The organism is Methanosarcina sp. UBA289 (genome assembly GCA_002496565.1).
GTDB lineage: Archaea > Halobacteriota > Methanosarcinia > Methanosarcinales > Methanosarcinaceae > Methanosarcina.
On sequence record DAKJ01000014.1, the window covers coordinates 1 to 26,345 of the forward strand.

Annotated in this window: 26 protein-coding genes and 1 pseudogene; 9 read left to right on the top strand and 18 right to left on the bottom strand. The window is 39.7% G+C overall.

Going from position 1 to position 26,345, the window contains the following annotated elements; genetic code table 11:
* The first annotated feature begins 360 nt into the window (after positions 1-360).
* The 3 genes from BP549_RS04150 (at position 361) to BP549_RS04160 (ending at position 2,657) form a co-directional block, all read left to right on the top strand.
* A complete protein-coding gene (locus tag BP549_RS04150; protein ID WP_292378392.1) occupies positions 361-957 on the top strand; it encodes a hypothetical protein in 597 nt (198 codons plus the stop codon).
* 147 nt (positions 958-1,104) lie between these two features.
* Positions 1,105-1,311, top strand: a complete 207-nt coding sequence (locus tag BP549_RS04155) for a hypothetical protein (protein ID WP_292378394.1) — start codon at positions 1,105-1,107, stop codon at positions 1,309-1,311.
* A gap of 242 nt (positions 1,312-1,553) precedes the next feature.
* Positions 1,554-2,657 (top strand): hypothetical protein, encoded by a 1,104-nt coding sequence (locus BP549_RS04160; RefSeq protein ID WP_292378396.1) that lies wholly within the window; start codon positions 1,554-1,556, stop codon positions 2,655-2,657.
* Here the strand turns inward: BP549_RS04160 and BP549_RS04165 are convergent.
* From BP549_RS04165 to BP549_RS04185, 5 genes and pseudogenes are all read right to left on the bottom strand, one after another.
* Positions 2,654-2,986 (bottom strand): hypothetical protein, encoded by a 333-nt coding sequence (locus BP549_RS04165; protein WP_292378398.1) that lies wholly within the window; start codon positions 2,984-2,986, stop codon positions 2,654-2,656. The genes BP549_RS04160 and BP549_RS04165 overlap by 4 nt on opposite strands.
* A 158-nt stretch (positions 2,987-3,144) precedes the next feature.
* Positions 3,145-3,333: a prepilin peptidase gene (locus tag BP549_RS04170; RefSeq protein ID WP_292378399.1), complete on the bottom strand. Its 189-nt coding sequence runs from the start codon at positions 3,331-3,333 to the stop codon at positions 3,145-3,147.
* On the bottom strand, positions 3,323-3,481 hold the full coding sequence (locus tag BP549_RS04175; RefSeq protein ID WP_292378402.1) for a hypothetical protein: 159 nt from the start codon (positions 3,479-3,481) through the stop codon (positions 3,323-3,325). Before BP549_RS04175 ends, BP549_RS04170 begins: the two co-directional genes overlap by 11 nt.
* A gap of 403 nt (positions 3,482-3,884) precedes the next feature.
* Positions 3,885-4,439 (bottom strand): DUF429 domain-containing protein, encoded by a 555-nt coding sequence (locus BP549_RS04180; RefSeq protein ID WP_394339059.1) that lies wholly within the window; start codon positions 4,437-4,439, stop codon positions 3,885-3,887.
* Positions 4,367-4,806 (bottom strand): annotated as a pseudogene (locus tag BP549_RS04185) (DUF429 domain-containing protein). Before BP549_RS04185 ends, BP549_RS04180 begins: the two are co-directional and overlap by 73 nt.
* A gap of 160 nt (positions 4,807-4,966) precedes the next feature.
* On the opposite strand from BP549_RS04185, the gene BP549_RS04190 reads away from it, so the two are divergent.
* Positions 4,967-5,593 (top strand): restriction endonuclease, encoded by a 627-nt coding sequence (locus tag BP549_RS04190; protein WP_292378406.1) that lies wholly within the window; start codon positions 4,967-4,969, stop codon positions 5,591-5,593.
* A gap of 138 nt (positions 5,594-5,731) precedes the next feature.
* Here the strand turns inward: BP549_RS04190 and pheT are convergent, their stop codons facing one another.
* Positions 5,732-7,360 carry a phenylalanine--tRNA ligase subunit beta gene (gene pheT, locus BP549_RS04195; RefSeq protein WP_292378409.1) on the bottom strand — a complete coding sequence of 543 codons (1,629 nt, stop codon included), beginning with the start codon at positions 7,358-7,360 and terminating at the stop codon, positions 5,732-5,734.
* Positions 7,361-7,744: 384 nt separating this feature from the next.
* On the opposite strand from pheT, the gene rnhB reads away from it, so the two are divergent.
* Positions 7,745-8,416 carry a ribonuclease HII gene (gene rnhB, locus BP549_RS04200; RefSeq protein WP_292378412.1) on the top strand — a complete coding sequence of 224 codons (672 nt, stop codon included), beginning with the start codon at positions 7,745-7,747 and terminating at the stop codon, positions 8,414-8,416.
* 258 nt (positions 8,417-8,674) lie between these two features.
* Here the strand turns inward: rnhB and BP549_RS04205 are convergent, their stop codons facing one another.
* From BP549_RS04205 to BP549_RS04220, 4 genes are all read right to left on the bottom strand, one after another.
* Positions 8,675-9,700 carry a right-handed parallel beta-helix repeat-containing protein gene (locus BP549_RS04205; RefSeq protein WP_292378414.1) on the bottom strand — a complete coding sequence of 342 codons (1,026 nt, stop codon included), beginning with the start codon at positions 9,698-9,700 and terminating at the stop codon, positions 8,675-8,677.
* A gap of 449 nt (positions 9,701-10,149) precedes the next feature.
* A complete protein-coding gene (gene purQ / locus BP549_RS04210; protein WP_292378417.1) occupies positions 10,150-10,848 on the bottom strand; it encodes a phosphoribosylformylglycinamidine synthase subunit PurQ in 699 nt (232 codons plus the stop codon).
* A gap of 63 nt (positions 10,849-10,911) precedes the next feature.
* Positions 10,912-11,163 carry a phosphoribosylformylglycinamidine synthase subunit PurS gene (gene purS, locus BP549_RS04215; protein WP_292378420.1) on the bottom strand — a complete coding sequence of 84 codons (252 nt, stop codon included), beginning with the start codon at positions 11,161-11,163 and terminating at the stop codon, positions 10,912-10,914.
* A 720-nt stretch (positions 11,164-11,883) separates the two neighbouring features.
* Complete coding sequence (locus BP549_RS04220; protein WP_292372577.1) at positions 11,884-12,165, bottom strand: MarR family transcriptional regulator; 282 nt, start codon at positions 12,163-12,165, stop codon at positions 11,884-11,886.
* A 399-nt stretch (positions 12,166-12,564) separates the two neighbouring features.
* On the opposite strand from BP549_RS04220, the gene BP549_RS04225 reads away from it, so the two are divergent.
* Positions 12,565-14,031 carry an asparagine synthetase B family protein gene (locus tag BP549_RS04225; RefSeq protein WP_292378421.1) on the top strand — a complete coding sequence of 489 codons (1,467 nt, stop codon included), beginning with the start codon at positions 12,565-12,567 and terminating at the stop codon, positions 14,029-14,031.
* A gap of 369 nt (positions 14,032-14,400) precedes the next feature.
* On the top strand, positions 14,401-15,198 hold the full coding sequence (locus tag BP549_RS04230; protein WP_292378445.1) for a carbon monoxide dehydrogenase accessory protein CooC: 798 nt from the start codon (positions 14,401-14,403) through the stop codon (positions 15,196-15,198).
* A 145-nt stretch (positions 15,199-15,343) separates the two neighbouring features.
* Here BP549_RS04230 and BP549_RS04235 read toward each other — a convergent pair whose 3' ends face one another.
* The 6 genes from BP549_RS04235 to BP549_RS04260 all read right to left on the bottom strand — a co-directional run bounded on the left by BP549_RS04235 (position 15,344) and on the right by BP549_RS04260 (position 20,919).
* On the bottom strand, positions 15,344-15,952 hold the full coding sequence (locus BP549_RS04235; protein WP_292378423.1) for a tetratricopeptide repeat protein: 609 nt from the start codon (positions 15,950-15,952) through the stop codon (positions 15,344-15,346).
* Positions 15,953-16,147: 195 nt separating this feature from the next.
* Positions 16,148-17,281 (bottom strand): tetratricopeptide repeat protein, encoded by a 1,134-nt coding sequence (locus BP549_RS04240; protein WP_292378424.1) that lies wholly within the window; start codon positions 17,279-17,281, stop codon positions 16,148-16,150.
* A 181-nt stretch (positions 17,282-17,462) separates the two neighbouring features.
* Positions 17,463-17,963 carry a PASTA domain-containing protein gene (locus BP549_RS04245; RefSeq protein WP_292378427.1) on the bottom strand — a complete coding sequence of 167 codons (501 nt, stop codon included), beginning with the start codon at positions 17,961-17,963 and terminating at the stop codon, positions 17,463-17,465.
* 419 nt (positions 17,964-18,382) lie between these two features.
* On the bottom strand, positions 18,383-19,783 hold the full coding sequence (locus BP549_RS04250; protein WP_292378431.1) for a tripartite tricarboxylate transporter permease: 1,401 nt from the start codon (positions 19,781-19,783) through the stop codon (positions 18,383-18,385).
* Between the two features lie 433 nt (positions 19,784-20,216).
* Complete coding sequence (locus tag BP549_RS04255; RefSeq protein WP_292378434.1) at positions 20,217-20,426, bottom strand: hypothetical protein; 210 nt, start codon at positions 20,424-20,426, stop codon at positions 20,217-20,219.
* 181 nt (positions 20,427-20,607) lie between these two features.
* Complete coding sequence (locus BP549_RS04260) at positions 20,608-20,919, bottom strand: hypothetical protein (protein ID WP_292378436.1); 312 nt, start codon at positions 20,917-20,919, stop codon at positions 20,608-20,610.
* A 619-nt stretch (positions 20,920-21,538) separates the two neighbouring features.
* Between BP549_RS04260 and BP549_RS04265 the strand changes: the two genes are divergently transcribed.
* Positions 21,539-22,447 carry a TIGR00269 family protein gene (locus BP549_RS04265; protein WP_292372593.1) on the top strand — a complete coding sequence of 303 codons (909 nt, stop codon included), beginning with the start codon at positions 21,539-21,541 and terminating at the stop codon, positions 22,445-22,447.
* Positions 22,448-22,476: 29 nt separating this feature from the next.
* On the opposite strand, the gene BP549_RS04270 is transcribed toward BP549_RS04265, so the two are convergent.
* Positions 22,477-23,433 (bottom strand): hypothetical protein, encoded by a 957-nt coding sequence (locus BP549_RS04270; protein WP_292378439.1) that lies wholly within the window; start codon positions 23,431-23,433, stop codon positions 22,477-22,479.
* 213 nt (positions 23,434-23,646) lie between these two features.
* Here BP549_RS04270 and BP549_RS04275 point away from each other — a divergent pair, with 213 nt between their 5' ends.
* Positions 23,647-24,156, top strand: coding sequence for a 2-thiouracil desulfurase family protein (locus BP549_RS04275; RefSeq protein ID WP_292378440.1), 510 nt, complete (start codon positions 23,647-23,649; stop codon positions 24,154-24,156).
* Positions 24,157-24,215: 59 nt separating this feature from the next.
* On the opposite strand, the gene BP549_RS04280 is transcribed toward BP549_RS04275, so the two are convergent.
* On the bottom strand, positions 24,216-26,345 hold a 2,130-nt coding region (locus BP549_RS04280), incomplete at its 5' end, for a COR domain-containing protein (protein ID WP_292378441.1).

Sequence of the window (26,345 nt, forward strand, 5' to 3'; positions counted from 1 at the left end):
ATAAGTTGCGTTGAAGACTATAGTTTGCAAAATTCATAGTTCTGAAAAATTAGACTAATTTTATGACGACATCAAATATAATCATATGTATAAAATTCTTATTATAAATTCCTCGCATTTAATATATCGCTCACTTATAGTATTACTAAGCTAATAAAAGTCGAAAATCCTTGTAAATTTATAAAACATGCTCTCAATGTTTATTGCATTTCGAAAATAAATGCAAGTTTAAAACGGAACTTAATCTTTTACCTTAAGCTGCAAAAACGGATTTGGAAAATAACAGCATAAAATTATGTTAATTAAATAACAAGATGGGGAGTGATGGAAATAAAAAGAAAAATATTTGACAGAAAAAAAATGACGTTGTTTCTTTTGCTAGTGCTTTCTTTTTTATTACCTGTAGCGGTTGCAGCAGCAGCTGAGAACCCGACAATTGATACCCTTAACCTTGGGTCGCACCCGGGGAATGTAGCTAACATTGGGCCAGGATCCGGAAAAACCACAAACATTGGACATGAAGCTGGGAGCTACGTCAATAGTGGGCCGAACGCAGGGACTACAAATAACATTGGACCGAAAACAGGAAATACCTATAATACTGGACCCAACCCGGGAAATTCCTTTACTGCGCCTTCCAAAAATTCAGGGATTAATGCAGGGGCGACTATTAATAGAGGGATAGACTCAGGACAAACTTTCAATAGAGGGATAAATGCTGGAGCCACACAAAGCCGTGGACCGTTTGCAGGAGCAACAATTAACATAGGACCGTTTGCAGGAGCAACAGTAAACCTTGCACCAAACGCAGGAGCAACAATTAATAGAGGATCTGACTCAGAAAGCTCTGATTCAGGATGCACATGTAATTTTGGCCCGAATGCTGGAAGTACTATAACTTGGGGACCATGGGGACAATGGGGACCATGGGGACAATGGCCCCCAATCTTCGATTAAGAAAATTAAAATAAATTTCGTAAATAGAATTACTCTGTGTAAGATAAATCTATAGAAGAGTGAGTAGAAAGCCTGCAGTGATAGGGAGCATGAAAGGAAAATTTTGTATGTTTTCCTTTCCGGCCTTACTGCATAGAGTAAGCAGATATGCCAGGGAGAGGTTTGATAGTTGATTACTATATCCTGAGCGAAGACCGGGTTTTTATCGGGAGCGCGGGAGAGAACTATTTTTTCTTTGCGGACCCGGTTACAATAGGTTTGGAAGAGTTCGTCTATTTCTTGTTTGATGGTGTTAGTATAGACGAATTCTTTAGTTTCTTTGTTATAATATCCGAATTTACTTATTCTGTTTAATTTTAGGCTGGCTTCGAGTCTTTCAGGACAGGCTCTTTTTAGACCGTTAAGTTTTTCGTACTGTGTATTGCTTTCGTTTTTGGTTTTGGGTGAGCTTTGCTTATTCAGGATTTAAATTGTATAATTATTCGAAAGAAAAGAATTAGATATAAGATATGACTCACATACTTGCGGAAAAAGTTAACTATGTATAAACCATATTATGATTGTTTAACCTATTTAGATGAAGTTTAGGGGATAATATGGCTATAGACATCAAAAATAGAGATATGGGTGGTAGAGAAGGGAGTCTAAATATTAATGGTATAAAAATACAAACTCCTGATTATTTACCGAATCAAAAAGATATTACTAGTCTAATTGACTCATCATTTGTAAACAACAGTAATTTTCCAAATATAGATGTAGGGGTATATACTCAATGGATAGATAAACAAACACTGCTATTAATTTCGGGGAACTTAGATGAATATAACAAAGTTAAGAAATCCATTAACTCTGGTCTCAAACCAATGAAAGATGCCGGAGTTAAAAGGAAACTTCTTCATTTCGAGTTCGGTAGTGATGTAGAAACGCTATCTGGACAGGAAGTAGATATTTTACTTCAATTACAAGACGATGTAGGTGCAGATGTTATTGAAATACCCAACTTATTTTCTACAGAAGAGTATAAAACCGTTTTAGATCGAGCTTATGAATGGAAACATTTTGAAGGCATCGGAAAAGAGTTGATGGGAATAGCTAATGAGGGGTTTGACATCAACTTGTTAAGGAACAAAACTGATATAATTAGTTGTATTGGAGCAAGTTTAAGACGTGAGAATCGACCACTATTGTTTGCAATCAAAAATCAACTAAGCCCGATGAATATCTGGGTACATGCATTTTCAGTTCCTAGATCTTTCAGAGTAGTTAATTGGGATGGAACAATGAGTGTATTACTAAATTACTACGGAATAGACACGATGAATACTGGAATAGCTCACCCCAATAGTGCAAAAAGATTTGGAATCCAGATGGGGTGTATGACCGATAAGCAAAAGATTGAACAATCACTTGAGTCTAGATACTTTAATCCGGTTGACTATAGTACATTCAAATGTAAAAATATAAAAAATCATTTGAAATTAAATACGTTTTGCAATTGTCCAATTTGCCAGAATAATAGTATTGACACTATATTACAGGATGTTGACACGGTATATGCAAATTTCCGTGCTCATGAGGTATTTTCTTATAAGAAAGAATCCAGTAATTATCAAAATGAAATTGGGAAAAATGTATCAGATGATTATTTCAACTCAAAGAAATATGCAAAAGAAATCGCGGTTCTTTATGGAGTTTAATCTAGTAAAATATTACAATTAAACATCATTTCAAACTCTTCAAATTCTTCTTTTTTCATGTTAACATTATTTTTAGGGACAGTTATAATCGACGTAAACTCCCTTTGTAGATACATTAGAGATTCAAGTATCCATTTTTCGGAAATTGGATTTTTAGGAATTATCCGAATCAATAATAACTCAGTATCATCTTTTATTTTTCGTTTTATGTCGTGCTTAACTTGAGAATAGTACAAACCAGTCAGACATTCGGGATCTACTTTTCTTTTAATTATTTGCATTTTAAGTGCAAATTGATTAAAATTGTTATTATATTCCGTCATCACCATTTTAATTGTCTCCCATGTTCCGTTGAATCATCTATCTACTTGGCATGATTAAAATTTATCATTTTAATATATCTGTAAATTAAATACATTTTACATTTATTATTATATTCCGTTTACTCATTTTCTATAGGCTCTAAATAGTAAGCCTGTTATTAGGCTCATGCTTGCCCAGGATAAGCCCACTGTGAGGAGATAGGGAGTACCCTTGTTAATCCTTCATACCCTACGAAAATAAGGGCTATAATGAGCCAGATAAAGGTTATTTTGTTGGGAACTTTCCGAGTTATAAGGTCTGTGTAGCAGGCTATGAGTAAAAAGGAAAGAGTGATGAGGGTTTTAATTGTCATAGTCTCCCTCTTCGGTTTCTTCTTCGTCGGGTTTTTCGCCATGGTCCTGTTCTCTGGGAATTGCTGCGCCTGCTGTGATCCCTGCTTCCCGGAACCATTGGGCTTTTTTTCCCGGTATTCGGGAGATCGGAAGTACGGGCTCGTGCAAGGGGAGGTATGAGAGGAGCCTGCAGGAAAATGGTAAGCCTCTTTTCCTGGGTACTTCATTTTTGTGTTATAGGACTCTTTTTTTGCTGGCTCTGTGTTGGATTTAAGCCGGCTTGCCAGGTTAAAGCCCCCTGGCAGATTCTTTAACAATGTCTTGTTTCCAGATTTTTTTTCTGAGGGTAAAGGCTCCCTGCGCCTGCGTTTAAGGATAGGGTCTTCTTCTAGTGATCTTACGGGCTTTGCCTGGAATATGATTACCCTTTCTGCCTGTGTTAGGCTGTCTCTTAGGGATGCCGTGTTATAGCCCCCTGGATGTTTTGAGGTATGCCTGTGTTATCATGCTGGCAGTCTTGAAGGAGAGATCTAGCTTTTCTGGTTTTACGGCTTTTTCTTTATTGGGCTTGTTAGGCTTTTCTGTGGCTGGTTTGTGCGAGAATAGGCTTATGCTGTCCTTCCTGTGAGACGATCTGAAGCCGATTAAGGCTGATTATTACACCCTTGAGAAAATATCGTTTAGTAAGGCTTCTAATTGACTCGGCTTTTTTTGTTTTTTCTGAGAGTGTGCCTGAACAGGTCCAGTTTCGTATTCCTGTTGCCCAATACATAGCCCCGTGTTGGGGACTCATTGATTTTTCGAGGTAGCCCTGGAGATAGTCACCTACGGTTTTTCCTGCGGCTTCGAGAGGGCAGGACCGGGACCATTGCCAGCCATATACCGGGTCGTTCCGCCTGTACTTTGAAAATGCAGATTCCGCGATTTTTTCTGCATCCAGGCAAATACATTTAAGAGCCTTCACCCTTTCAGAAAAGCCTTCTGGACTCTTCTTTGGATATTTCATAGGAGACCCATTAAATGCCTGAAAACAAATTTCAGGCGCTGTTTCCTTTACTTTTTCCCTGAAAACTTCATTTTTACCAGAAAAGTATCCACATCCAGGATTTTGGGAATTATGTTCCAGGACTGCATGGAAATGCTTTTTCCTGTAAGTTTTTTATTGATCTCACAGGCTTCTCATAACTTTCCGCATATACCACTTCCCTGCATGGCACCGGAAAAATATTGGACTTTCGGGCTTTCAGGATGTGGCGTGCTACTTTATCAGAGATCCACTCCTCGAAGCCTCCGTTTTTTAAGCCGATAGGGATGTCAATCAGGATAAGGGGATCAGCCTGTCCGTAATTGTTATCCAGGAAATCAATAAGGGACGAAAAATTTGGAAAAAGCCCAATTTCCCACTCGCAATTTTGATCATGTCCGACAGCCAGGAACACTGCAAACCACCCGGCTCGACAGCCGTCAACCCCGACAAATACCTCTTTGTTCACACATGCAAATTGAAATAAAAATTTAAAGCTTTTTGTAGTGGAGATTAGGAAACGCAGTAAAATGATTAATTAATTATAAAAACCTGCGAATCGGTAAGAATGGAAATAATAAGTAGAATTTCTAGAAAAATGGAAAATTAAAATGAAAAGGAGGCAGGTTATGAAATTCTGGTTGCTCAAAGCTGCAGGCACCTTGGAAGATGAAGAGATTATTCTGGAAAACAGTATAATTACAATAGGATGGGCTGAATTCCCGGATTTTTCCGGCATTAAAAACGAAGCGCAGGTAAAGAAAATAATGCTTGAAAAATTTCCCGGGATGCAGGAAGACCGTAGCTCTGCCTGGGCAGGAGAGATATACTCATTTATCACAAGAATAAAGAAAGGAGACCTTGTAGCAGTTCCGCTTAAAACAAGGAACGAGATACTTATCGGAAAGGTTACAGGAGATTACGAATACCGACAGCTCAGCGACTTTATCAGTCACGTCAGGAGTGTGAGATGGCTTAAAACGCTCCCGAAAGGAGATTTCGAGGAAGAATGTGATCTTGACCTCAGTTCTCCTGAGACACTTTCCCTTATAGAATCAGGCCCTGAAAAATTTTCAGATATATCCGAGACAAAACCCTTGGGAGTCCTTCTTGAAGAACTTAATTTTGCCCTTGATGAACTTGGCTCCCTGAAAGAAAGGCTGCTTGAGCTTACATACATGCTGGCTGAGACTGAAGATATCTCCGAAGTCCGAAAAATAGCAGCCGATATGGAAAAAATGTTGAGAGATAAATGAAGAATCGAATAGAATCGAATAGAGTCGAATAGAATAGAAGAGGGAAGAAAAGGAGAGGAGAAAAGATGAAATAAAATAAAATAAAATAAAATAAAATAAAAGTCTCCTCTCAATTGAAAATCTAATCTTTAACCAATGTTAACCAATAAGGTCATTGAGGTCAAGTTCAAATCCGACAACTGCATATCCGAGGGCAAAATTGCTTATGACCTCAGGATGGAATTCTCCGAAGACTCCGAGTTTTTTGCCGTTGACATAGACATCGGCCCGCCTGCCTTCGAGGAATGCGGGGTCTTCTGACTCTTTTACTTCATACGGAAGCATCATTTCTCTCATAAGGGCGTCTACAACCTCATAAATCTCGGTAAAGTTAGCCTGAGGGTGAATCGAGACTGCAGCTACATGCTGGCCGGTTATTTCGTTATTTACTACCTCGCCGAATTCAAAAATCTTTTGAGGCAATTCTCTGTGCTGGTTTAAGGCAAGAATTTCAAGAAGGTTCGGAAGCAGGGTTGTCCTGATCATTGTCTGATCTTCACTTATCGGGTGGAGGACATAGGTGACATCATCCGTTTTTTGCCTGCGCATATTCTCAAAATTGATTTTTTCGCTGGTGAGCGTGAAAGGCATGACTTCATAATAGCCAAGCCCTACCATTATATCGTTTACAGGATCGCGAAGCAGGGAAATTGGGTGAGACTTTCCTGCGGTATAGGTTTCGGGAATACTTACTTTGATGTTTTCGTACCCATAGCCTTTGGCGATATCCTCTACAAGGTCATAGTTATGAAGAATATCGGCCCTGTAAGCCGGGACTTTTACCTCGATGGTTTCTTCATCAAGGGCTTTTGCCCCAAAGCGCATTCTCTCAAGCTGTTTAACGATTTCTTCTAAAGAGAGTTCCATACCTAGAAGGGTTTTTACCTCAGTTTTTGTAAGGAACCTAGTCTTCGGTTCAAGGTCAGGCAGGATAAGTTCTCCGCAGTCTGGCCTGAAAACCCTTACGAATTCGATCTGTCCACCTCTTTCCGCAAGGGCGGTAACAACAATGTTCAGGGCGGTGTACACGGCCTCTCCAAGCCCTGTGACATCAATAAATAGGTCGGTTGTGCGCTCGGTCACACTTGTAAGTGTCCCGTTTATTATAGGCGGGAAGGACAGCACATTATCGTTTGCGTCCAGGATTATCGGGTATTTCTCAAAACCCCTGACAAGATGAGCAAATCTCGTTCCTTTGGGGTGCTTTTCCAGGATTTCGGTCATGCTCATCTTTTCGGTATAATCAAGCGGCACGAACTCAAAACTCGGGTCGACTGCCATATACCTGAAAGGCGGCTTAACGTTTGTGAGGTCGTGCACGCCTATAGACACTTTTTTCCTGTTTCTTCCAAGTCCCCAGTGCAGGTCTTCCTGAAGGTCCATAAGGGATTTTATGGATGAGGATGTGAATTTCATGCCCCTTACGACCGCACATCCAAGAAAAGGCCTGATTTTCAGGATTTCCTCGCTGACCGAAATTGAAACTTTAGGGGGATTTACTTCATATTCGGACAGTCCGGTCTCAAGGTCCAGGAAACCCCGCATTGCCCTGGCTGCCCCTTCTACACTGTAAAGGTCAGGTCTGTCTGGGAAAAATTCAATATCGATATATTCGTCTTCAACCCTTTCGACATCAGCCCCTATCATGGGCACCCTTTTTATGATGGTTTCCTTATCGGTTCCTGTGAGTTTCTCGAGATCATCGTACTGTAAGGTAATTACTGGCATTAGTGATTCGTCCTTTAGATATGGATAACTTAACTCCAAACATACTCAGCTTCAGATTTAATGTTTTTGTTTAAAGAGGTTTTTGAAGAACCCCAGCGTGCCTTTAAGCTATTGAAAGCCTAAAGGCCGGAAACTTGGGAGAATATATATTATGGGCGGAAATACAACCTGGAAGAAAATAACTGAATGAGGGAAAACCGAGTAGTGTAATATGAGATTTTCCTTAAAAAGGATCCATACTGTTAAAAGCAGCTAGGGATATAGTACTCAAACCCGTACATACTTTTATAAATAGTTTTCATGGTTTGGTAGGTAAACTATACCTTTACCTACTTTTATAAATAATAAATGTCCTCTTCCCTTAAATCAGGAGGTAGCCGGAAAATGATGATCGCAGGAATTGATGAAGCCGGAAAAGGCCCTGTAATCGGGCCCATGTGCATAGGAGGCGTAAAAATTGAGGAATCCAGAGCCCATATCCTTAAAGTGCTCGGAGTTGCGGATTCCAAGAAACTGACGCCGAAAAAGCGGGAGCAACTTGCAGCTCAGATTAAAAAACACGCAGACGGCTTTTTTATTCTTGAGGTCACTCCTTCACAGATTGACGAACTACGAAAGATCATGACAATGAATGAAATTATGGTGGTCTGTTTTTCAAAAGTTCTTGAACAGCTAAAACCTGATCTCGTATTTGCAGATGCTGCTGACATCAAAGCCGAACGTTTTGCAGAAAACCTTCGCAGGCAGTATGCAAAAACCAGCCCTGACCACGCAAAGAAAATAGAGATAATCTCCATGCATCAGGCAGATGCAATTTATCCCACGGTTTCGGCAGCTTCTATTATTGCAAAGGTGCACAGGGATGAGCTGATAGAAGAACTCAAGAAAGAATGGGATGTGGATTTCGGCAGCGGTTACCCATCAGACCCGAAGACAAAAGAATTCCTACTGAAATGGGGAAAAGAGCATTCTGGGGAATTTCCCAATATTGTCAGACATTCTTGGCAGACTGTAGAAAATATCAGGGAAGAGTTGAAAAAGGACGAATCGAAGTAATTAATCCTGAGACTGCAAAAAAGCTGGAAAAAAAAGATTACTGAAAATACATTTTAAAAAATATCTTCAAATTAAAAACCTTAAAAGATCCTTTGTAAAGGTCTTAAAAATAAAAATCATTCTAAAAAATAAAGATTTTAAAAGGGAAAATCTATTTTAAAATCTTACTGGTAATAATTTACCTGTATCTTCGTTCAATCATTTGTTTTCATTCGTTCGCTTGTAACACATTCAGGTACTATTGTTGCCACTCGCTTTTCACTGGGTGCCGCCTGAGGAAATATTATTTGCGAGAGGCAAGTAATCTATGCTTCCAGTTGTCTGGTTGACAATGTAAGGCGTGTCTCCTATACCGTTTCCATCAGCATCTGTTCCGTTATAGTCTTCCCACAGATTGCCTGCTGAACTGGTATTCCAGGTATTCTTTCCTTCGTCCTCGGCGTTCAGGAAGTTGAAGAACTTATTCAGGTAAATCATGTTTCCAGATGATCCTTTAAGATATATCCCAACACCATTCATGTACAGGCTATTATTAAACAGGGTATTGGATTCCGACATCTCAGTGAGGATTAGTCCATTATTGTTTCTTGAGACCAAGTTGTGTTCAAGCATGTTCATTCTTGACGTGGCCAGGACAATCCCTATTTCATTTGAATCTACGGTATTATTCAGGAAGGTATTGTTAGTAGAATTGTCCATCCGTATTCCCTCGCTGTTTGTCGTTACCATGTTGTTTAACAGCCGATTTTCGTTAGATCTGGACAGGGAAATTCCATCATTTCCAAGGCCTATTATGTTGTTGTCAAGGAGATTACGCTGAGAATTATTGAGGGCAATACCAGCATCATTCAACATTAGGGTATTGTTACTTAACAAACAATTCTGTACGCCGTCAAGGTAAAGCCCGACCTCCTGATATCCATCAATTCCTGAAGGTCCTCCTACGATATGGAAACCACTTATTGTCACATTACTTGAGCTGATCCCGAAGACATCATTTGTCGGAACTGCGCCTATCACATAAGTACGGTTAACCCGGTCACCAGAAAGCTCGCTTGAGATAATTGTAAGTTCTTTATTCACGTTTACATTTTCCCTGTATACACCAGGGCTTACAAGGATTGTGTCTCCATTCTGTGCATTATTGACAGCTTCCTGAATGGAACTATAGTTTTCTCCTCCATTAATGCCTACGGTAAAAACTGCAGCATTAGCTTGAGTAGCTGTTGCCCCAAGCACAAGCAGGAAAACTATGCAAACATTTTGAATTAATTTTCCTTTCATAACCAAATACTCCCCTTAATTTTAAGCTATATAGATAGAAAGACAAGTATTGTTTTTTTAATAACTCGTATGAATAATAATCTGAGATGATAAAAAGATTTTGAAATATATATTCTGAAAAATGAGCCTGAACTTATCTTTATCTGTATTTTCGATAAATCCTCCTTCAATCGGAAATCATGTACTTTACCAGACGCCTAAGGCTTGGAGCTGCATTAAATTATCTTAGAAAAAAAGAAAGGTTATAGAAAGAAAACCGAGATAGATAAAAATGATTAATATAAGATTGTGAGGGACAAACGCATAAAACTCAGGAAAGGGTGTCATTAAAGCAAATTAATTTAAAATAAAACAAATTAAAGGAAAATTAAACTATATTAAAATAAAATAAAAATTAAAGAGGTAAAATGAGTTAGGAAATATAAAACTAAAGAATAAAAGCGGACTAATCAGAAGTTCTCAGTAATATAGTCCGCCATGGACTCGAAAACCTTCACCCCGTCATCTGAGCCCAGGATCGATTCCGAGGCTCTTTCAGGATGAGGCATGAGACCAAATATATTTCTTGAAGTATTTATTATTCCTGCAATATTTTCAAGAGAACCGTTAGGGTTCACTGCATCCGTTACTTTCCCATTTTCATCCACATAGCGGAAGACAACCTGCTCATTCTCATCAAGCTCGGCCAAGGTTTTTTCTTCGGCATAGAATTGTCCTTCCATATGGGCAATAGGCATCCTGATAACCTCTCCTTTCCTGAACTTCGAGGTGAAAGGCGTATCAACGGTCTCTACCCTGAGGTTAGTCCAGTGGCACCGGAATTTCGGGTACTCGTTAGTTGTCAGGGCTCCCTCAAGCATCCGGGCCTCAGTGAGAATCTGGAAGCCATTGCAGATTCCAAGCACAGGCTTGCCTTCTGCGGCGAGTTTTTTTACTGAGTTCATTATTGGAGTACGGGCTGCAATAGCTCCTGCCCTGAGGTAGTCGCCGTAGGAGAAGCCTCCAGGAACAACGACTCCGTCAAAACCTGTCAGATCTTCCTGCTTGTACCAGACAGTTTCGGCATCCACACCTACTACGTCTTTAAGGACATGCAGGACATCCAGGTCGCAGTTTGTGCCTCCGAACTGAAGAATGGCAATTTTCATTTTTTTCCCTCAATTTCCAAAGTTTTGGCTTTTCTGACGTCTCAATCGGTTATCAGCAACAGCTCAATTAAGTTCCTTGAGCTCGATTGTGTAATTGTGGACGATTGGGTTTGCGATAAGTTTCTGGCACATCTCATCAACTTTCTGCTCTGCAATCTCGGCAGATTCGGCTTCTAGCACGATTTCATACAGCTTTGCTGTCTTTACGCTGCTGACTTGGTAGCCAAGTTGTCCGAGAGCCCTTTTTGCAGTGGTGCCTTCAGGGTCAAGCATACCTGCTTTCTGTTCAATTCTAACTGTTGCCTGGTACTGCATTTTTATAAGCCTCAATTTTAAATTTTGAAATTAACCTATATCCCCATTTTTCGGGATCCTAATGCGGGATTAAATAAGATTTAAAGGTAAATAATTATCAGTATGTACCATAATAATCATAAGGCATCTGGTTGTTCTAACATACCTTTTATTTATTTTTGGGCGTTAGCTAGTTTTTAACTCGCCTTTCCATCACCGATTTCAAGGGAAATAAGGATAAAAGCTATTTAATCTTATGGGTCTTTATTTGCTTGAATGTAGGAGGATGGCTGGGTATCAGAGATGAGTCTTGGATTAAGATGTGAATGTTCATAATTTTCTAAATTTCATTAAAATGTTTATTTTCTGGTCTTTTGCTCTAAATTACTGTTTAAAATGGTTATCTTTAAGGGACAATATGCTCAGAGTGATCTGTTTAATTATTCTGAAAGTGGAAGCGCTGAATCGTATGAAGAAAGGCAGAAGAAAAATAAGTTATAATTTAGCTATAGAATCTCTTATTGATTATCTCTATATTTAGTATGTATAGTTTTTAGTATGTGTAGTTTTGAAAAACAAAAGATTGAGGATAAAACAGAAATAAGGGATTGAGGACAAAACTAGAAATAAAGGGATTGAGGATAAAACTAGAAATAAGAGATTGGGAACAAAATCAAAAAGCAATTGGGAACAAAAAATACTTGGGAAATCGAAATTTCCCATGCTACTTATTATTCAGACTTAATTTATCATCTGATTTATTTTGTTGTAAAAATCTATTATAACATTTGTTGCCTCATTATCCATGTTCAGCTGGAAAGTTCGGATTTGCCTTCCCAGGGGTTTTTCTTGAACAATGCCTGACAATACCAAAGGTTCGATAACCCTTGATACACTGGAGTGGGATAATCCAGTCTCTTCAGCTATCCCTGAAAGATATGTCGGCTCGTTTCGGTTATCAATCAAGTTTTTAAGGACTGTCATCTGTGCGGTTTTTCCAAATATTTTTTCCATTGAATCCATTGATATCATCTCAGAGGTGGCTATTCTCTATAAGCGATTTCCAGTTCCAATAACAGCCGACGGTTAATAAACTTATCTTATTATGTCTATATAGTTTATGTAAATTCAATCTATTAATTTCGATTGTAACTTAACTGATAAACTCAAGTAACGACCTGTGGAAAAAATATTAGTCGCCAATGATTAAAAAAATTAATTTAGAGTGTTTTCCTCTTTAATTTTTCATAAAGAAGGCTAATGATATTGTTTTACTCAAGCTGGATAGTTACTCCATTTTTTATTACTCTTAAGTCTGCAGTCCTTACTATTCTGAGTTCAATATGCTCTCATGATATGGAAAAATGATAAATAGAGATAGAGCGCCTGTATACACTGAACAGAAAGAAAAAAGGAGTAAACATGTGCGGAATAGCAGGAGCAGCCGGCACTCCTGACACGAGTGAAGATATAAAAAGAATGCTTGCAGCCCTTGGGCATAGGGGACCTGATGCTTGCGGAACCTATCAGGCCGAAGGACTGAGTATAGGAAATACCCTGCTTAAAATCACAGGCGATATGCCCCAGCCTCTGGTTGGAAAAGGGGCGCTAATACTCAATGGAGAAATCTTCAATTTCAGGGAACTTGCGGTTGAGCAGGGGATAAAAACCAATTCTGACACTGAAGTGCTTTTTTCCCTCATCGAAGCGAAAATTAAGAACGGAGAATCCCCAATAAATGCGGTCTTTTCCACGCTTTCCAGAGTAAATGGAGATTACGCTCTTGCCTATGCTTTAGATAAAGAGATTATACTGGCCAGAGATCCTGTAGGAGTCAAACCTCTTTTCTATTCCCTGGATAATGAAGTAGAAAAACCGAAAATCAATTTTGCCTCCGAAAAAAAGGCTTTTTCCGGCCAGATAAGCTGTATAAAGCCCTTTCGGCCTGGTAGAGTCATGACTTTCAATATCCTAAACGGAAGGCTTGAAGAAAAATCCCTTAACATTGAACCTCCTGAAGAAAGAATCTCGGAAGAGCATGAAGCCGCCTCCTACCTGAAGGCGGCACTTGAAAAAGCTGTGGAGATCAGGCTTACAAACAATTCAGGAATTGCGTTTTCCGGAGGCATTGACAGTACTTTTTTAGCGGCCCTTGCAAAAAGTATTGATGCTTCGATTTCCCTTTATGCCGTCGGGCTTCAGAATTCCCATGATCTTGTTCAGGCTCAATATGCTGCTGAAGCTGCTGACATGAAGGATTCCCTCAAGACTCGCATAATTTATCCCGAAGAAATCGAAGCCGCAATTCCGGATGTAATCTATTCGACAGAATCAACGGACCCTATGAAAATTGCAATTGGACTTCCTCTGTACTTTGTTGCGAAGACTGCAAAAGAAGACGGAAAAAGAGTCCTTCTTACTGGTCAGGGCGCAGACGAACTCTTTGCTGGTTACAGCAGGCATGAGGGCTTCTTTGAGCAGGGGCCTGAGGTGCTTGACAGGGAGATCTGCTCAGACATCAAAAATATTTCAGCTGTTAACCTTGAAAGGGACGATATGGTTACCATGGCCAATTCTGTGGAACTTAGGGTGCCTTTCCTGGATAAGGAAGTAATAAGAACAGGGCTTGCAATCTGCCCTGAACTTAAAGTCCTTAAAAGAGACGGCCTCTATATAAGAAAGTATATTCTTAGAAAAGCCGCAGATGGTCTGCTTCCTTCGGAACTTCTCTGGAAAGAAAAGAAAGCAATCCAGTATGGGACAGGGGTTCAAAAAGTGCTCGACAGGCTTGCCCGCGACGCAGGTTTTTCAAAACGGGAAGGAAACCATATAGAGAAATATCTCAAACAGGTCGCTGCAGACCACGGGTTCGATTTCATAATTGGATAAGGAATAATTCCTTACCTTATAGTAGTCAGGTAATTAATCCTCTACTTTATGGTCAGGAAATCAATTCTTTACTTTAGTCAGGAAATCAATTCTTTACTTTAGTCAGGAAATCAATTCTTTACTTTATTCAGGGAATTAATTCTTTACTTTATGTTAGATTAATTCATTTCTTAACTCTTTTCAAATGAAATGACTTTAAACAATACTCTTTTAGGAATAATGGGATGAAGCCAGGGATAAATGAATAAGTATAAACAGCTTGATGGCTATATCCCTGCTTAAGAAATTATTATAATTAGTCTGAATTAACAATTAATCTGAATCATTTACAGATCTAAAATAGTTGATCTTAATCAATGTTCAGGGGGAATCCTCATAAAAATAGCAATTACCGGAAAAGGCGGCGTTGGAAAAACAACTCTCTCAGGCACTCTAGCCAGATTACTTGCAAGGGATGGATACGAGGTACTGGCAATAGATGCAGATCCGGATATGAATCTGGCATCTTCACTTGGAGTAGAAAATCCCCCAAAGCCCCTGACAGATTTCAAAGACCTAATTCAGGAAAGGGCAGGTGCCGAAGGCGGAGCTTTCATCTACAACCCCAAAGTAGATGACATTGCAAGTAAATATGGAGTAATAGGGCCCGATGGAGTCAGAATGCTTGTTATGGGCACTGTTGACCGCGGCGGAAGCGGGTGCATGTGTCCTGCCTCAGCTTTTCTGAGGGCTCTTCTCAGGCACCTTATGTTAAGGGAAAAGAGTGCAGTGATTCTTGATATGGAAGCAGGGATTGAACATCTCGGAAGAGGCACTACAAGGGGAATGGACCTCATGATAGTGGTAGTTGAGCCAGGGGCAAGATCGCTTGAAACGGCTGAGAGAATAAAAAAGCTTTCTTCCGAAATAGGGATAAAACACCTTGCTGCCGTAATTAATAAAGGAGGCTCGGGAAAAGTCAACGATAAGCTTGAAGAGCTGGGCATACAAGTGCTTGGAGAGATTCCCTTTGACCCTAAGTTAATGCAGGCTGACCTGGAAAAACGAGCTCCGATTGAGGTAGGCGGCGAAGCTGTTGACGCCATAATAAAAATAAAGGAAAAGCTTACGCAAGTCGTTGAGGAAATCAGGATAGAAGAAGAAGCTAGCAAAGCAAGTAAAAATTAAAGGCCGATTTTCGGCCTTATATTTCTCAGAATTTTTCGATTTTTTGATACTACTTCCTCACTTTTACTGATCCCTGCGATTCTTTGATCTGTGTTGCAACTTGTTTCTAATTATAAATTCCTTTCTAATCTTTATGATTTCTTATTCAGTTGAATCCGCTGTCCGGAGAGTCCTCTAAAGTTCCTTTTTTATAAATAATTTCTAGAAGCCTTAATTTCTTTTCTCTAATAAGGACATCAGTAGGATCGATCTCAAGCGCTTTGTCGTAACACTGCATAGCTTCCCCATATCTGCCAAGGCTTTCTAGAGCTGAGCCTTTTTGATATAGTGAGAATACATCGTCAGGTTTTACTTTCAGGACTTCGTCGTAAGAATCTATCGACTTTTCAAACTCCTTTAAATTATTGAAGGCAAAACCCTTGAGGCACCTTATACCCAGGTTTTCAGGATCAATTTCAAGAGCCTTGTCATAGCAGGCAAGAGCTTCTGTTGATTTTCCCATTCTGTCCAGGGCGAAACCTTTCTGGATCCACGCATCGAGGTATAGAGGGTCCAGAACTAAGGCTTTATCATACAGTCTAAGTTTGTCTTCGTAATTATCAGTCTCGCCAGCCTTCATAAGGAGTTGCCTGAGATCTTCAGGCTCTCCGGTTCTTTCCACCGCTTCCGATTCCTTTTGCTTCGTCTTATCCATCTTCGCACTCACATTTTCCTCTGTCATATCGGAATCCTCGCTTTTCCAGTGAAAGCTCATTCCGTACCCTTCAGGGCTTTACCACACCTGGCCATTTTTACATTACACGCATGGAACCAGAGCTAAAACTGGTATTCTGCATTTTTGTTTTCAATGAGATATACCTTTTCTGATTCGAATTTTACCGAATATAAAGCTGCCCTGTAAAAAGGGGAGTAAATTCGACTCTTAAACTCAAAAAGCGAAGAGAAGAAGTTACTTAGAGGATCTGGCGTTCCGTAGGTGGATTTTCGAAAGGATTTTTACCTTTGTTTCAAGCGCAGGAATAAAGCCAGGTTTCAATTCCAGAGCCCGATTACAATTATCCAGTGCTTCTTCCTGTTTATCCATTTTCGAGAGGACGAATCCCCTGGCTGCCAAGAGGCGAGGCTCTGTAGGGGCAAGCTGAAGCGCCTTATCGTAAATTTTCAGGGCTTCCTCATACCTGCTCAGGCTGGAAAGCAGGCTGCCGGTCGAGATCAGGGCTTCAAGGTAATCGGGCCTGATTCGAAGGGAGAAACTGTAAGCTTCAAAGGCTTCTTCTTCTCGGCCCAGGGCTGAAAGGATAGAGCCTTTTCCTGCCCAGGCTTCAGCATATTCAGGATATCTCCTAAGAATTTTATCGTAGGTCTCGAGGGCTTCTTCAAACCTGCCAAGCCTTGCAAGCACAACTCCTTTGTTGTCCCAGGCAATTTCAAAAGCCGGTTCAAGCTCAATTGTCCTGTCATAAGCCGCAAGTGCTTCTTCAAGCAGGCCCAGCTCCACGAGAATAACACCCCGGTTATACCAGACTCTGTGATCATCAGGAATGATTTTTAGAATCTTTCCAGTAAGCTGCAGGGCAGTTTCAAACCGCCTAGCCTTATACATGAGTACGGCTTTCTGAAAGAGGGCTGTGGCGTCCTGAGGATCCTTTTCAAGCCGCTCGGCGCAGGCCTGAAGTTCTTCAAAAAAGGGCAGGGAGGCATAAAGGTCTCTTACAGCCAGAAAAAGAGGCAGGATTTTATAGTTTTTCCCGTGAAAGATAAGTTTTTTTGCGTTCGTATTATATAGAAAAGAGGCCGATTTTCCTTGATCGGCATCTTCTCCCATTGAACCTTGCTTCTTTTTGTTCCTCAAGGTTTTTTCTATTTCTCGAGCCTTTTCGTTTTCTCCAGCTTTTTTTATTCCCTCATTATTCTCTATTCCTTCAGTTTTTTTTACTTCTGCCACTTTATCTTTTTCTATTCCTTTAATCACGGCTTTCAGCTCGGAAAAAGCTGCTGGAGAAAGAGGAGAATTGTTCGAGACTGAGAATACGGATCTGAGATGTTTCTCAAGTTTTCTATCGTTATTGTGCCATAAGACCATTGAAACGCCCTGGCACTCGTTGAGGAATTTTTCCAGGCAGAGCCTCTGGGATGCCTGACTCTCGGAATGCTCAAGCGCGGAAAAGGCTGAAATTGCTGCCCTGCAGTGTTCCCTAAGTTCGTTCAGGGAAATGTTTGCTCTGGAAGAATAAGCTTCCGTTTTAAACCCTCCTCAGCTTTGTTCATGTGCGGTCGGAAAAAGAGTCGCACAGCGAGTATTTATTATGTGGCAAAAGCTTGCCTTTTATCGCAACTACGAGCTTTACGGCTGACCCGGCCGGGGATTTCGTGCCTGGCTTCGGTTCCTGCCTGAGGATTTCTCCTGCCATAACTCCTATTGGGAGAATTCCTTTTTGCTCGACGATCTCTCCTGCGGTAAGCCCGGCTTCTTCCAGAATTTTAATAGCTTTTTCAAGGGGCTGTCTTACAACATTCGGAACCTCTACGTTTCCTGTGATTGTTCTTGGCCCTGCCCTGGTTTCTGGCCCCTCAGTACCTGCTTTTCCTTCCAGCACTTCTTCGAGTAGGTCGATTGCCCCGCTAATGCGAAGGAGGGTCTCGTTTAGGCTCTTTTTCCGATCTTCAAGCTCTGCAAGCTTTAACTCAATGTCTTTGAGGATTTTCTGCCCTGATTCATATTCTGCCCTGAGCTCAGTTAAACGCTGTTCAAGTTTTACTTCCATATCCTGCAACCCCGGTTGATAACTTTCATTTATTCGGATTTTTCACTTTACTTGGGTCTATCTATTAATCCGGACTTGGTCTTCAATTTAGATTCAAACCAGTCATTATCTACTACTTCACATTATTTCTATCTTTATTGCATTGGCTTTACTTTTTGATTTCGTGACCTGACATTACTTTTTGACTTTGACCTAGCTTAACTCTTTTCCTTTGTAACCTGATTTTATATTTTCGACTTTATCTATCATTATCCAACTTTTTGTTTTCTTCTTATATCAGGTGCTTTTTTGCTTTCTGTACATTTCCAGCCCAATACATTTTAAGTTTTATATTTTTACATGTCATCGTATTGAAAAAATAAAATTTTTGGAACACAAAAAAATTCTCTAAATACAAGCTAAATTTCAAAAAGTGTTTTTTACAAGAAATATAGAATCACAGGCAGTAAAATGACTCCCATTGCATGAGATTTCCTGACATTCATAAAGGAGGCTAACATGCCTATAGGAGTCGAAATTACAAAAATGAAAAAACCGAAAAACCCTGTAAAGAGGTAAACCATTACTGCAAGCCCAATAAGGACACCTGCACAGAGCTTACTATAATCAACTTTCTTTAGAAAGAGATGGGCATTGTTTCCTATCCAGACCGTGGAAAAGTAGGAAAACAGGGCCGTTAATACGATAGAAGCAAAAAAGAGCAATAATACAGGTATATCAAGCTTATTTGTTCCTAGCATATCTTCTATGGCGACCATTGCCCCGCTTCGAGTCCTTCCAATCACCACAAAGGCGACCAGACCGAAAATTGCGTTCGAGGTGTTTACTCCGGAATTTGAAATTATGAATTCTTTTGAACTTTCAAGCGTTGCAGGATTACTGGCATAAGGGTCCGAATATAGAGAGGTTTTTAACCTTCCAAGCTCAGGTTCGGAGTTTTTTTTCTTAAGATGAATTCTGTCAAAATCGACTTTTGCAACAAGACCCGTAAGGAGTGCCGCAATTGCAGAAGAGAGACCTGGCAGCCATGCTACAAGCGAGCCTGCTGCGCTGCCTGTAAGGATCCCTCTTAGAATTCTTTTTCGAGAAAGCTTGAGTGCTGATACGGATTCTTCGGGAATTTTCGAGCTTGTGAGAAGGCTTATAATTAGCTGGGAAGCTCCGAAAAGCCCGCTCAGCAGGGGCAGGAGTATGGAAGGCTCTCCAAAATTAACAACCGGAACCATAAGCGATTCCCTGGCAAAAGCAAAAAGCCCGAGTACGCCTGTAATCAAAAACAAAATCAGGGCAAAAATTTTGTACTTATATTTTGCAAATGGTCTTTTCTCCTTTGAATCTTCAACATTTTCACCTTTTTCACTTGCAAGCATCAGAAAGACGATACAAATAAGAATCAATGCCATATGCGCTTCAATATAAGGATAAACAGCCTTAAAGAAAAGAGAAAATGGTAGCACGAATATCAGGGAAGCAACTACCGAGCCTGCGCTTCCTAGTGCTGAAAGCCGGACTGCCTCAGCTCCTGCTCCGTCAAGAAGAAGTCTGTGCCCTGGCAGGACCATTAGCGCTGTGTCTCCGTCTGGGGCCCCTAAAAATATAGAGGGGATTGTATCATGAAAAGTTTGAGAGACAGCATTGGAGAGAATAATCGCAGATATGTAAAAAGGTGAAAGCCCTTTCTCAGCAAGAAAAGGCGCAAGGGCTACAAGTGCAAGCGCAAAATTATTGTTGTGTATCCCAGGTAGGAGCCCGGAAATTATACCAAGCAGATAACCTCCTAGAACTGAAAAGAAAAGCAAGAGTAAAGAGATATCTTCCACTTGACCATCCCTCAGGATCTTTTTCTTTAAAACTTATCTAAAGCCTAAGGATCTATACACAGTAGTTACAATTATCACTATTTATAGATATTTTAAATCTCATGTATAAGAGATTAATTTTTATTCAAGATTGGCATTAGAAAAGATAGAGAGAAAACTACATATCAGAAAATAATAAATCTACTTGGAATCAGAAAATGTAACATGTTAATTCAAAAATTTATAATATATATATCTTGTGCTCAGAACCGGGTTATTTTTCATAGAGATTGGCGGAAGGAGATAATTTAAGTCTGTGTGTAATGATAAGCCGCTTAAAAATTTTGGGCATTCTTTATTACATCAAAGAAAATAAAAAATCATTTCCACTTATGTTTTATATGTGATTGATATTCTATTAAATGCAGTTCTAAATGCTAATATTGAATGGGGTTCATGAGTAGCATTTAGCGAAAACGTAGAGCAAGGGAAATGAGGTTCGCCATTCCTCAACCCTGCCCTCCACAAATACGAAATCCCACTCGAACAGAATGTATTGAGGTTTTTGCCATTCCTCAATCTTCAGTTCGGAAGAGGTTTCAAGAAGGGAACGGAAATGAGGTTCGCCATTCCTCACTCCATGTTCCAGGAATATCAGAAGCAAAAAAGAAGTGAGAGGCAAATCCCTCTCTTAACTATTTTTACCTCTCACTTCAATTCTCTTCTTATTGCAATCCTTCATTTGATTTCTATCGAATATTTTTGGGTCTGCCCTTAACTTCTATAGGATATTTTTGAATCTGCCTTTAACTTCTAGCCTACCCCCTTTTCTGATCATTTATTCCTCAGCCGCTCCCTCTTCTAGGCTGATCTTGTTTTTTGTCACTTCCTCTTCCCGGCAGTTCTTGTTTTTTGTCACTTCCTCTATCAGGTTTTTCTTCTTCAGCTTCTCTTGACTGGTCCGACCTTCCATCACTTCCTCTCTCTGGTTGTTCTTTCTCGCTTTCTTCTGATGTTTCCTGCCTTTCAGCACTTCCTCTTCGAGGCTGGTTCTGTTCAATTTCTACTGATTGCTCTCGTTTTCCATCACTCCCCCTTCGAGGTTGTTCTTCTCCTTCTTCTTTGTCACTCCCTCTTTCAGGAATATCCTGATTCATTTAATGCCTCTTTTTCTTTGTTTTACTTTTCTCTATTTTTTCTCTGCTTCACTTTTATTTTTTTCAGTATAAGGGGGAAATGAAAATCCCTTTATTGGTTCGAAAATTGATCAGTAAAAGCGTGTAGATCCTCTTACTGAAAATTTTCCCCGGATTACAATAATCCTGATAAGTGAAAAGAAAGAAACCTTTAACCTAGGCTTATCCGAATTGTGCCCTATTTTTATTGAATAATCTTATTATTAAATCTCCTTGCTGCCTAAATAATATGTAATTATTTACATAATAATTAACTTTTATTTACTGACATGGATAATACATCCGGAAACAGAGATTCTAAACAATGCTCGTATCCTGAAAGGACAAACAGAAAATAAAAAGAAAATAAAAAGAAAATAAAAAGAAAATAAAAAGAAAATAAAAAGAAAAAAATATATGGTAAATAAATAAAAAAGCTGTAAAAACTTTTTTCCGTAAAAAACATAAAAAGCCATATATAAGAGCGATTCCTTTCCTAAAAGAATTCTAGCACAGCATAATTAAAAAAATTATTATCTGTGTTTGTTAGGTTTCAGCTTTTTAGATTATTTTCAGGCAATTGATAGAAAAAAGGATTCAAATGACAATCAGATGCAAAAAATGCAATCATGAAGCCATCATTTTTCAGAAATATTCCGGAATGCACCTTTGCAAGAAGCATTTTGTAGAAGATGTCGAGAGGAAAATCAAACTGACAATCCGAAAAGAGTACAGCATCTGTAAAAATGATGTAGTAGCTGTTGCCCTGAGTGGGGGTAAGGACAGCTCGGTTGCCCTCTATGTAGTGCATAAAATTCTGGGGAACAGGCCGGACATTGAAATCGTTGCAATTTCAGTGGACGAAGGAATACAAGGATATCGTCCCCATTCTCTCGAAGTTGCAAAAAGTCTCACTAAGATGCTTGGAGTGCGGCATATAATAAAATCCTTCAAAGAGGTACACGGAGTAACTATGGATGAGCTGGCTGCAATGGACCGGGAAAAAGGCGCATGCAGCTACTGCGGCGTCCTCAGGAAAAACGTCCTCAATAAGGCTGCGCTTGAAATCGGGGCAACAAAACTTGTCACAGGGCATAACCTAGATGATGAAGCCCAGACAATTCTTCTCAATCACTTCAGGGGAGATATGGAGCGCATGGTCAGGCTTGCTCCGCCTGCAGCTATTGAAGGTCTTGTCTTGCGGGCAAAACCTCTGAGGAAAATTCCTGAAAAAGAAGTGGCACTCTACGCCCTTGTAAATTCCCTTCCTGTGGACTTCAGTGAATGCCCGTATGCAGGAGAAGCCCTGCGGGGGGAGATAAGGGAGCTTCTGAATAATTTTGAGGCAAACCATCCGGGAACCAAATATTCCCTGCTCAGGGGCTTTGACAAGCTTGCAGGAGCGCTTGCAAAGGAGATGCCACCGGCAAAAATTGGAAAATGCAGGATTTGCGGGGAAACATGCACCGAAGATGTGTGCCAGGCCTGCAAATTGCTCGGCCGGGCTTAAAAATAAAATAGTAGCTTCTAAGAGCCCTTTTAGAAGCTATCAGGGTCAGAAAGCAAATATGAAGGATCATAGAGCTTTCCTCCTTTCCTGGTAAGGTAGAGGCGCGTCCACAGGACAGCGGTGAGAGGCTCCAGGATCACAATCGGAACTAGAGATGCAATTGCTGCGAACATGATGCTTCCCGAGCCTGCAAATTCGCTGACAAAACTGTTAATTAAAGCTAGTCCAATAGTGATTATCCAGATAAAGAATACGTCAAGCTTATTATTAGTAAAGAAACGAAAGCCTTCACTCAAAGCCTCAAGGGGTCCAAGCTCGTCTATTACAAGGGCATATCTACAGAGGGAAAGTACAAGATTGAGAATTATTATATAAGCCGTCCAGAGGATGACTCCTATGGCGAGCGCGGCCACGCCATTTACCGAAGCTTCTGGATTTTCTATAAGCGTACTCATATCCCCTACTGCGAAGGCTCCGGGCACTATAAATATGATTCCTACAAGCAGGAGTAGGGTAATCAGCAGGAATGTCAGAAAAAGCCTGAATGTATTTTTTGAACCCGAAACCAGCATATCATAGAACCCGGCATCTCCGGTTTCGGAGGCCTTTTTTGCCATCCCTATCGCTCCTGCTGTGAAAAAGGACTGTACGAACGTCGCAAATAGGTAAAATCCAAGAATCAAAACTAAGGACAGTCCGAGATTCTCAGAAAACCCTTTCCACACCATGGTAACAATTTCCTCTTCGGAAAGAGTAGCAGGATCTATTATACTTCCGGTGCTTGAAGTAAAGAGCAGAATGCCTATCAAGCCGAAGAAAAGGAAATAAAGAATCATATTGATAAGAAAATTAAGGATGAACGGAATACAGATATTTAAGTTTCTAATCCAGCTGTTGAATCCTTTGTTAAGTATTGTTCCAAAATCTTCATACATGTGCCGTGACCTTCCAATTATAAGAGCAATGCTCTTGCATTTCTCTTGCAAATATACCTGACATACTGCAAAAATATAGATGGTATGCAGGCTCACAGATACTATTTTCGAATACATATGCGGAAGATAAATATAAAATCTCTTATTTTCATAAAGACCAATACTCAGGTAAGTATCAGGTTAATATTAATTTAATACTGGAGTTAAACGAAAAGAGAATATGTACATTAGCAGGTGAATAAAAGGCGATATTATGGTGACTGTATGAAAAAACTGGAAACTTATGAATGTTTTCAGGTTTCCGAAAAACCCTCAATAGGCAGCGGTAAACACGAAGTTCTGGTTATAAGTCACTGCTTGCTTAATCCTCTTGTAAGGGTAAAAGGAGTAAAACCAGTCCAGCCTATCGATGCGCAGGGTGCGAATGTTATCCAGCTCCCCTGCCCTGAAGCCATGTTTTTCGGCATGAGCCGCCGGGAAATTACTAAAGACCAGCTCGACCATCCAGCCTACAGGCGCTTTTGCAGAGAAATCTTTACCCATTTTGCAGACCTGCTCGAAGATCTTGCAGCAAACGGTGTAAAAATAAAAATCCTCGGCGTCCCGAAAAGTCCCTCCTGCGGCGTGGATATAACCAGCATTGGTGGAGAGCCAGGCAAGGTAAAAGAATTCCATCACAGGCATGCGCCGGGGCCTGGGGTGTTTATGGAAGAAATTATAAAAGAGCTTAAGAAGCGGAATGTAAAGTTCGAGATAGAGGATGCGGGAAAGTAAAAAAGATTTTTGAGTTTTTAAGAGCTTAAAAGATATATTTTTGTTGAATTTAGTAAATTTTATTTCCTTTTTCTTTTCCATTTAAAATATCGATCTATTGCCAAATCAATTGCTTCATTGATATTTAATCCAAGTCCATTCCAGTTAGGTTGCAGCATTACAATTTTATTTAACTTTCTTGCCAGAGTTTCCCGGTTGTCAGATTCTTCTGCTTGATTCATTGCTAGATTACTTAAAACTGAAACAATCTGTTCAAATTTTTCTTCTTCATTTTGATTCATATTCTTTAGAATACTTAGGATCTCTTCAAGCAACTCTTGTTCTGTTCTTTTAATATTTACTGTTCCAAGCAAGTCCTTGACATTGTATGCCTTTCTTGATCCTTCAGGCCTGTACCTATCTTCACCAATTTCTTCTAAATAGACCAGATGATCATAACTAACAGCTATTCCGGGTTCATCAGGAAGGGGAATTTTCTCGACAGCTTTTAACTTTTCGAAGCTGCTGTTTATCTCCCGCAGGTTGAACAATATACTTGACAAATAGTCGCGCCTCTGACCATCATTTACATTGATATAGATTCTTTTTGCCTCATTATCAGACCTAATCACAGCACAGGAATTAAATTGTTTATTTTCGAGAACTACACCTGTTCTCCACTGCAAATCATCTTTTATATCCTTGTGCATCTTCACTATGAAGCGAGGCATAACTGAACGTGGCAGAAAATCATATTCAATGAAAAACTTTAAAGCTCCAGTAGAATCAAAATCAAAATTTGGCTCTGGGACGGCTAGTAGGTCAGGAAGGAGTACAGTGTCTTCATCAATTGTATAACACAGCTCAAATTTTTTCATCAGATTAATTATATAGTTATAACGATTGGGAGGATAATAATAATCGCTTTCTTTTTCTTGCTCAAGAATATCGTCCAGAAGACTGAACCGAAGAACTCCTTTTCTTTTCACAAGAATCTCCGAATTTATGATTTTATATATACCTTCAGTAATCCATCTAGGCTCAAGAACATGTGTGTCGAGCAGTGAAATCTCCTTAAAGTGCACAATCACTCCTAGATCATTTAGAAAATCAACAAGGGTATTTTGGGACGATTTACTAACTACGTTTTCTTTCAAGCACATATTCCGATATTCTTCATAATTAATGAAATTACAGCTCATGCTACGATTCATGTTCTCTAGTCTGGTCTTCACATTGAACCAGCTTTTAGCCCATTCTATTTGCAGGTGTTCAACTTTTGCAATTTCTTTTTTTAGCTTTCTGGAAAATACCTCAATTCCTCTATTATCCTTACACGAAATTCGGAAGAAATCTTTAATTGAAGGGTATTTCTCCCGCAAAAACTTCCTATTCAATTCAAAAGAGGGATTTTCATCAATTTTGTTCAATGCGACCAGTACCGGCGAATCTCCTCCAAAACTCCTTATGTGCTTGAGCCAGTACTCAGCTTTTTCATCTCTTCTTGAATCCAGAACAAGAATATAAAGACTCCTTCTAGAAAGAAAAATCTGATGAGTAGCATGCATTATTTCCTGCCCACCAAAGTCCCAGAAATTAACTTTTATTTCCTTATCTCTATCTTTGAATTTCCAGCCCTTGATATTAATCCCCTGGGTCTCATGCTCATTTCCATTAAAACCTTCGCCTAAAAGCCTCTTCACTAATGAAGTCTTACCAGAACCCCCATCTCCAACAAGCAAAACCTTTACTTCGTTTAATGGTCTTTTTTCTCCTTCAAGGGACTCAAAGTAGTTTCTAATTGCCTCTCTACCTTTTTTCACAATCTCTATGGGAGGATTTTCAAGAGGATTTCCTTCTAAAAACACTCCTTCTTCTGCAAATCTATATTTCCACTCGAAACCCAGCAAACTTGATATTGGAAGTTCTGGCAGTGGAGTCGATTGATTCCCAGATATGTAATATGTATTAAGATTTTCTAACTCTGATACTTCAGGAGGCAGCAAAGTTAATTGATTATGAGATATATTAAGCTTCTTAAGATTACTCAACTCTGAAATTTCAGAAGATAATGAAGTTAATTGGTTATTAGATATATCAATTTCAGTAAGATTTTTCAACTCTGAAATCTCAGGAGGTAGTGAAGTCAATTGATTATTAGACATAAAAAGTGTAGTAAGATTTTTCGACTCGGAGATTTCAGGCGGTAG

Excerpts from the sequence above, each read along its gene's own strand:
- rnhB (WP_292378412.1), top strand. The coding sequence starts at position 7,745 with ATGATGATCGCAGGAATTGATGAAGCCGGAAAAGGCCCTGTAATCGGG.
- BP549_RS04235 (WP_292378423.1), bottom strand. The coding sequence starts at position 15,952 with ATGAGCTTTCACTGGAAAAGCGAGGATTCCGATATGACAGAGGAAAAT.
- BP549_RS04205 (WP_292378414.1), bottom strand. The coding sequence starts at position 9,700 with ATGAAAGGAAAATTAATTCAAAATGTTTGCATAGTTTTCCTGCTTGTG.
- purQ (WP_292378417.1), bottom strand. The coding sequence starts at position 10,848 with ATGAAAATTGCCATTCTTCAGTTCGGAGGCACAAACTGCGACCTGGAT.
- pheT (WP_292378409.1), bottom strand. The coding sequence starts at position 7,360 with ATGCCAGTAATTACCTTACAGTACGATGATCTCGAGAAACTCACAGGA.
- BP549_RS04240 (WP_292378424.1), bottom strand. The coding sequence starts at position 17,281 with ATGGTCTTATGGCACAATAACGATAGAAAACTTGAGAAACATCTCAGA.
- BP549_RS04160 (WP_292378396.1), top strand. The coding sequence starts at position 1,554 with ATGGCTATAGACATCAAAAATAGAGATATGGGTGGTAGAGAAGGGAGT.
- BP549_RS04225 (WP_292378421.1), top strand. The coding sequence starts at position 12,565 with ATGTGCGGAATAGCAGGAGCAGCCGGCACTCCTGACACGAGTGAAGAT.
- purS (WP_292378420.1), bottom strand. The coding sequence starts at position 11,163 with ATGCAGTACCAGGCAACAGTTAGAATTGAACAGAAAGCAGGTATGCTT.
- BP549_RS04155 (WP_292378394.1), top strand. The coding sequence starts at position 1,105 with ATGCCAGGGAGAGGTTTGATAGTTGATTACTATATCCTGAGCGAAGAC.
- BP549_RS04220 (WP_292372577.1), bottom strand. The coding sequence starts at position 12,165 with ATGGATTCAATGGAAAAAATATTTGGAAAAACCGCACAGATGACAGTC.
- BP549_RS04260 (WP_292378436.1), bottom strand. The coding sequence starts at position 20,919 with ATGAATCAGGATATTCCTGAAAGAGGGAGTGACAAAGAAGAAGGAGAA.
- BP549_RS04275 (WP_292378440.1), top strand. The coding sequence starts at position 23,647 with ATGAAAAAACTGGAAACTTATGAATGTTTTCAGGTTTCCGAAAAACCC.
- BP549_RS04170 (WP_292378399.1), bottom strand. The coding sequence starts at position 3,333 with ATGACAATTAAAACCCTCATCACTCTTTCCTTTTTACTCATAGCCTGC.
- BP549_RS04245 (WP_292378427.1), bottom strand. The coding sequence starts at position 17,963 with ATGGAAGTAAAACTTGAACAGCGTTTAACTGAGCTCAGGGCAGAATAT.
- BP549_RS04150 (WP_292378392.1), top strand. The coding sequence starts at position 361 with ATGACGTTGTTTCTTTTGCTAGTGCTTTCTTTTTTATTACCTGTAGCG.
- BP549_RS04190 (WP_292378406.1), top strand. The coding sequence starts at position 4,967 with ATGAAATTCTGGTTGCTCAAAGCTGCAGGCACCTTGGAAGATGAAGAG.
- BP549_RS04165 (WP_292378398.1), bottom strand. The coding sequence starts at position 2,986 with ATGGTGATGACGGAATATAATAACAATTTTAATCAATTTGCACTTAAA.
- BP549_RS04265 (WP_292372593.1), top strand. The coding sequence starts at position 21,539 with ATGACAATCAGATGCAAAAAATGCAATCATGAAGCCATCATTTTTCAG.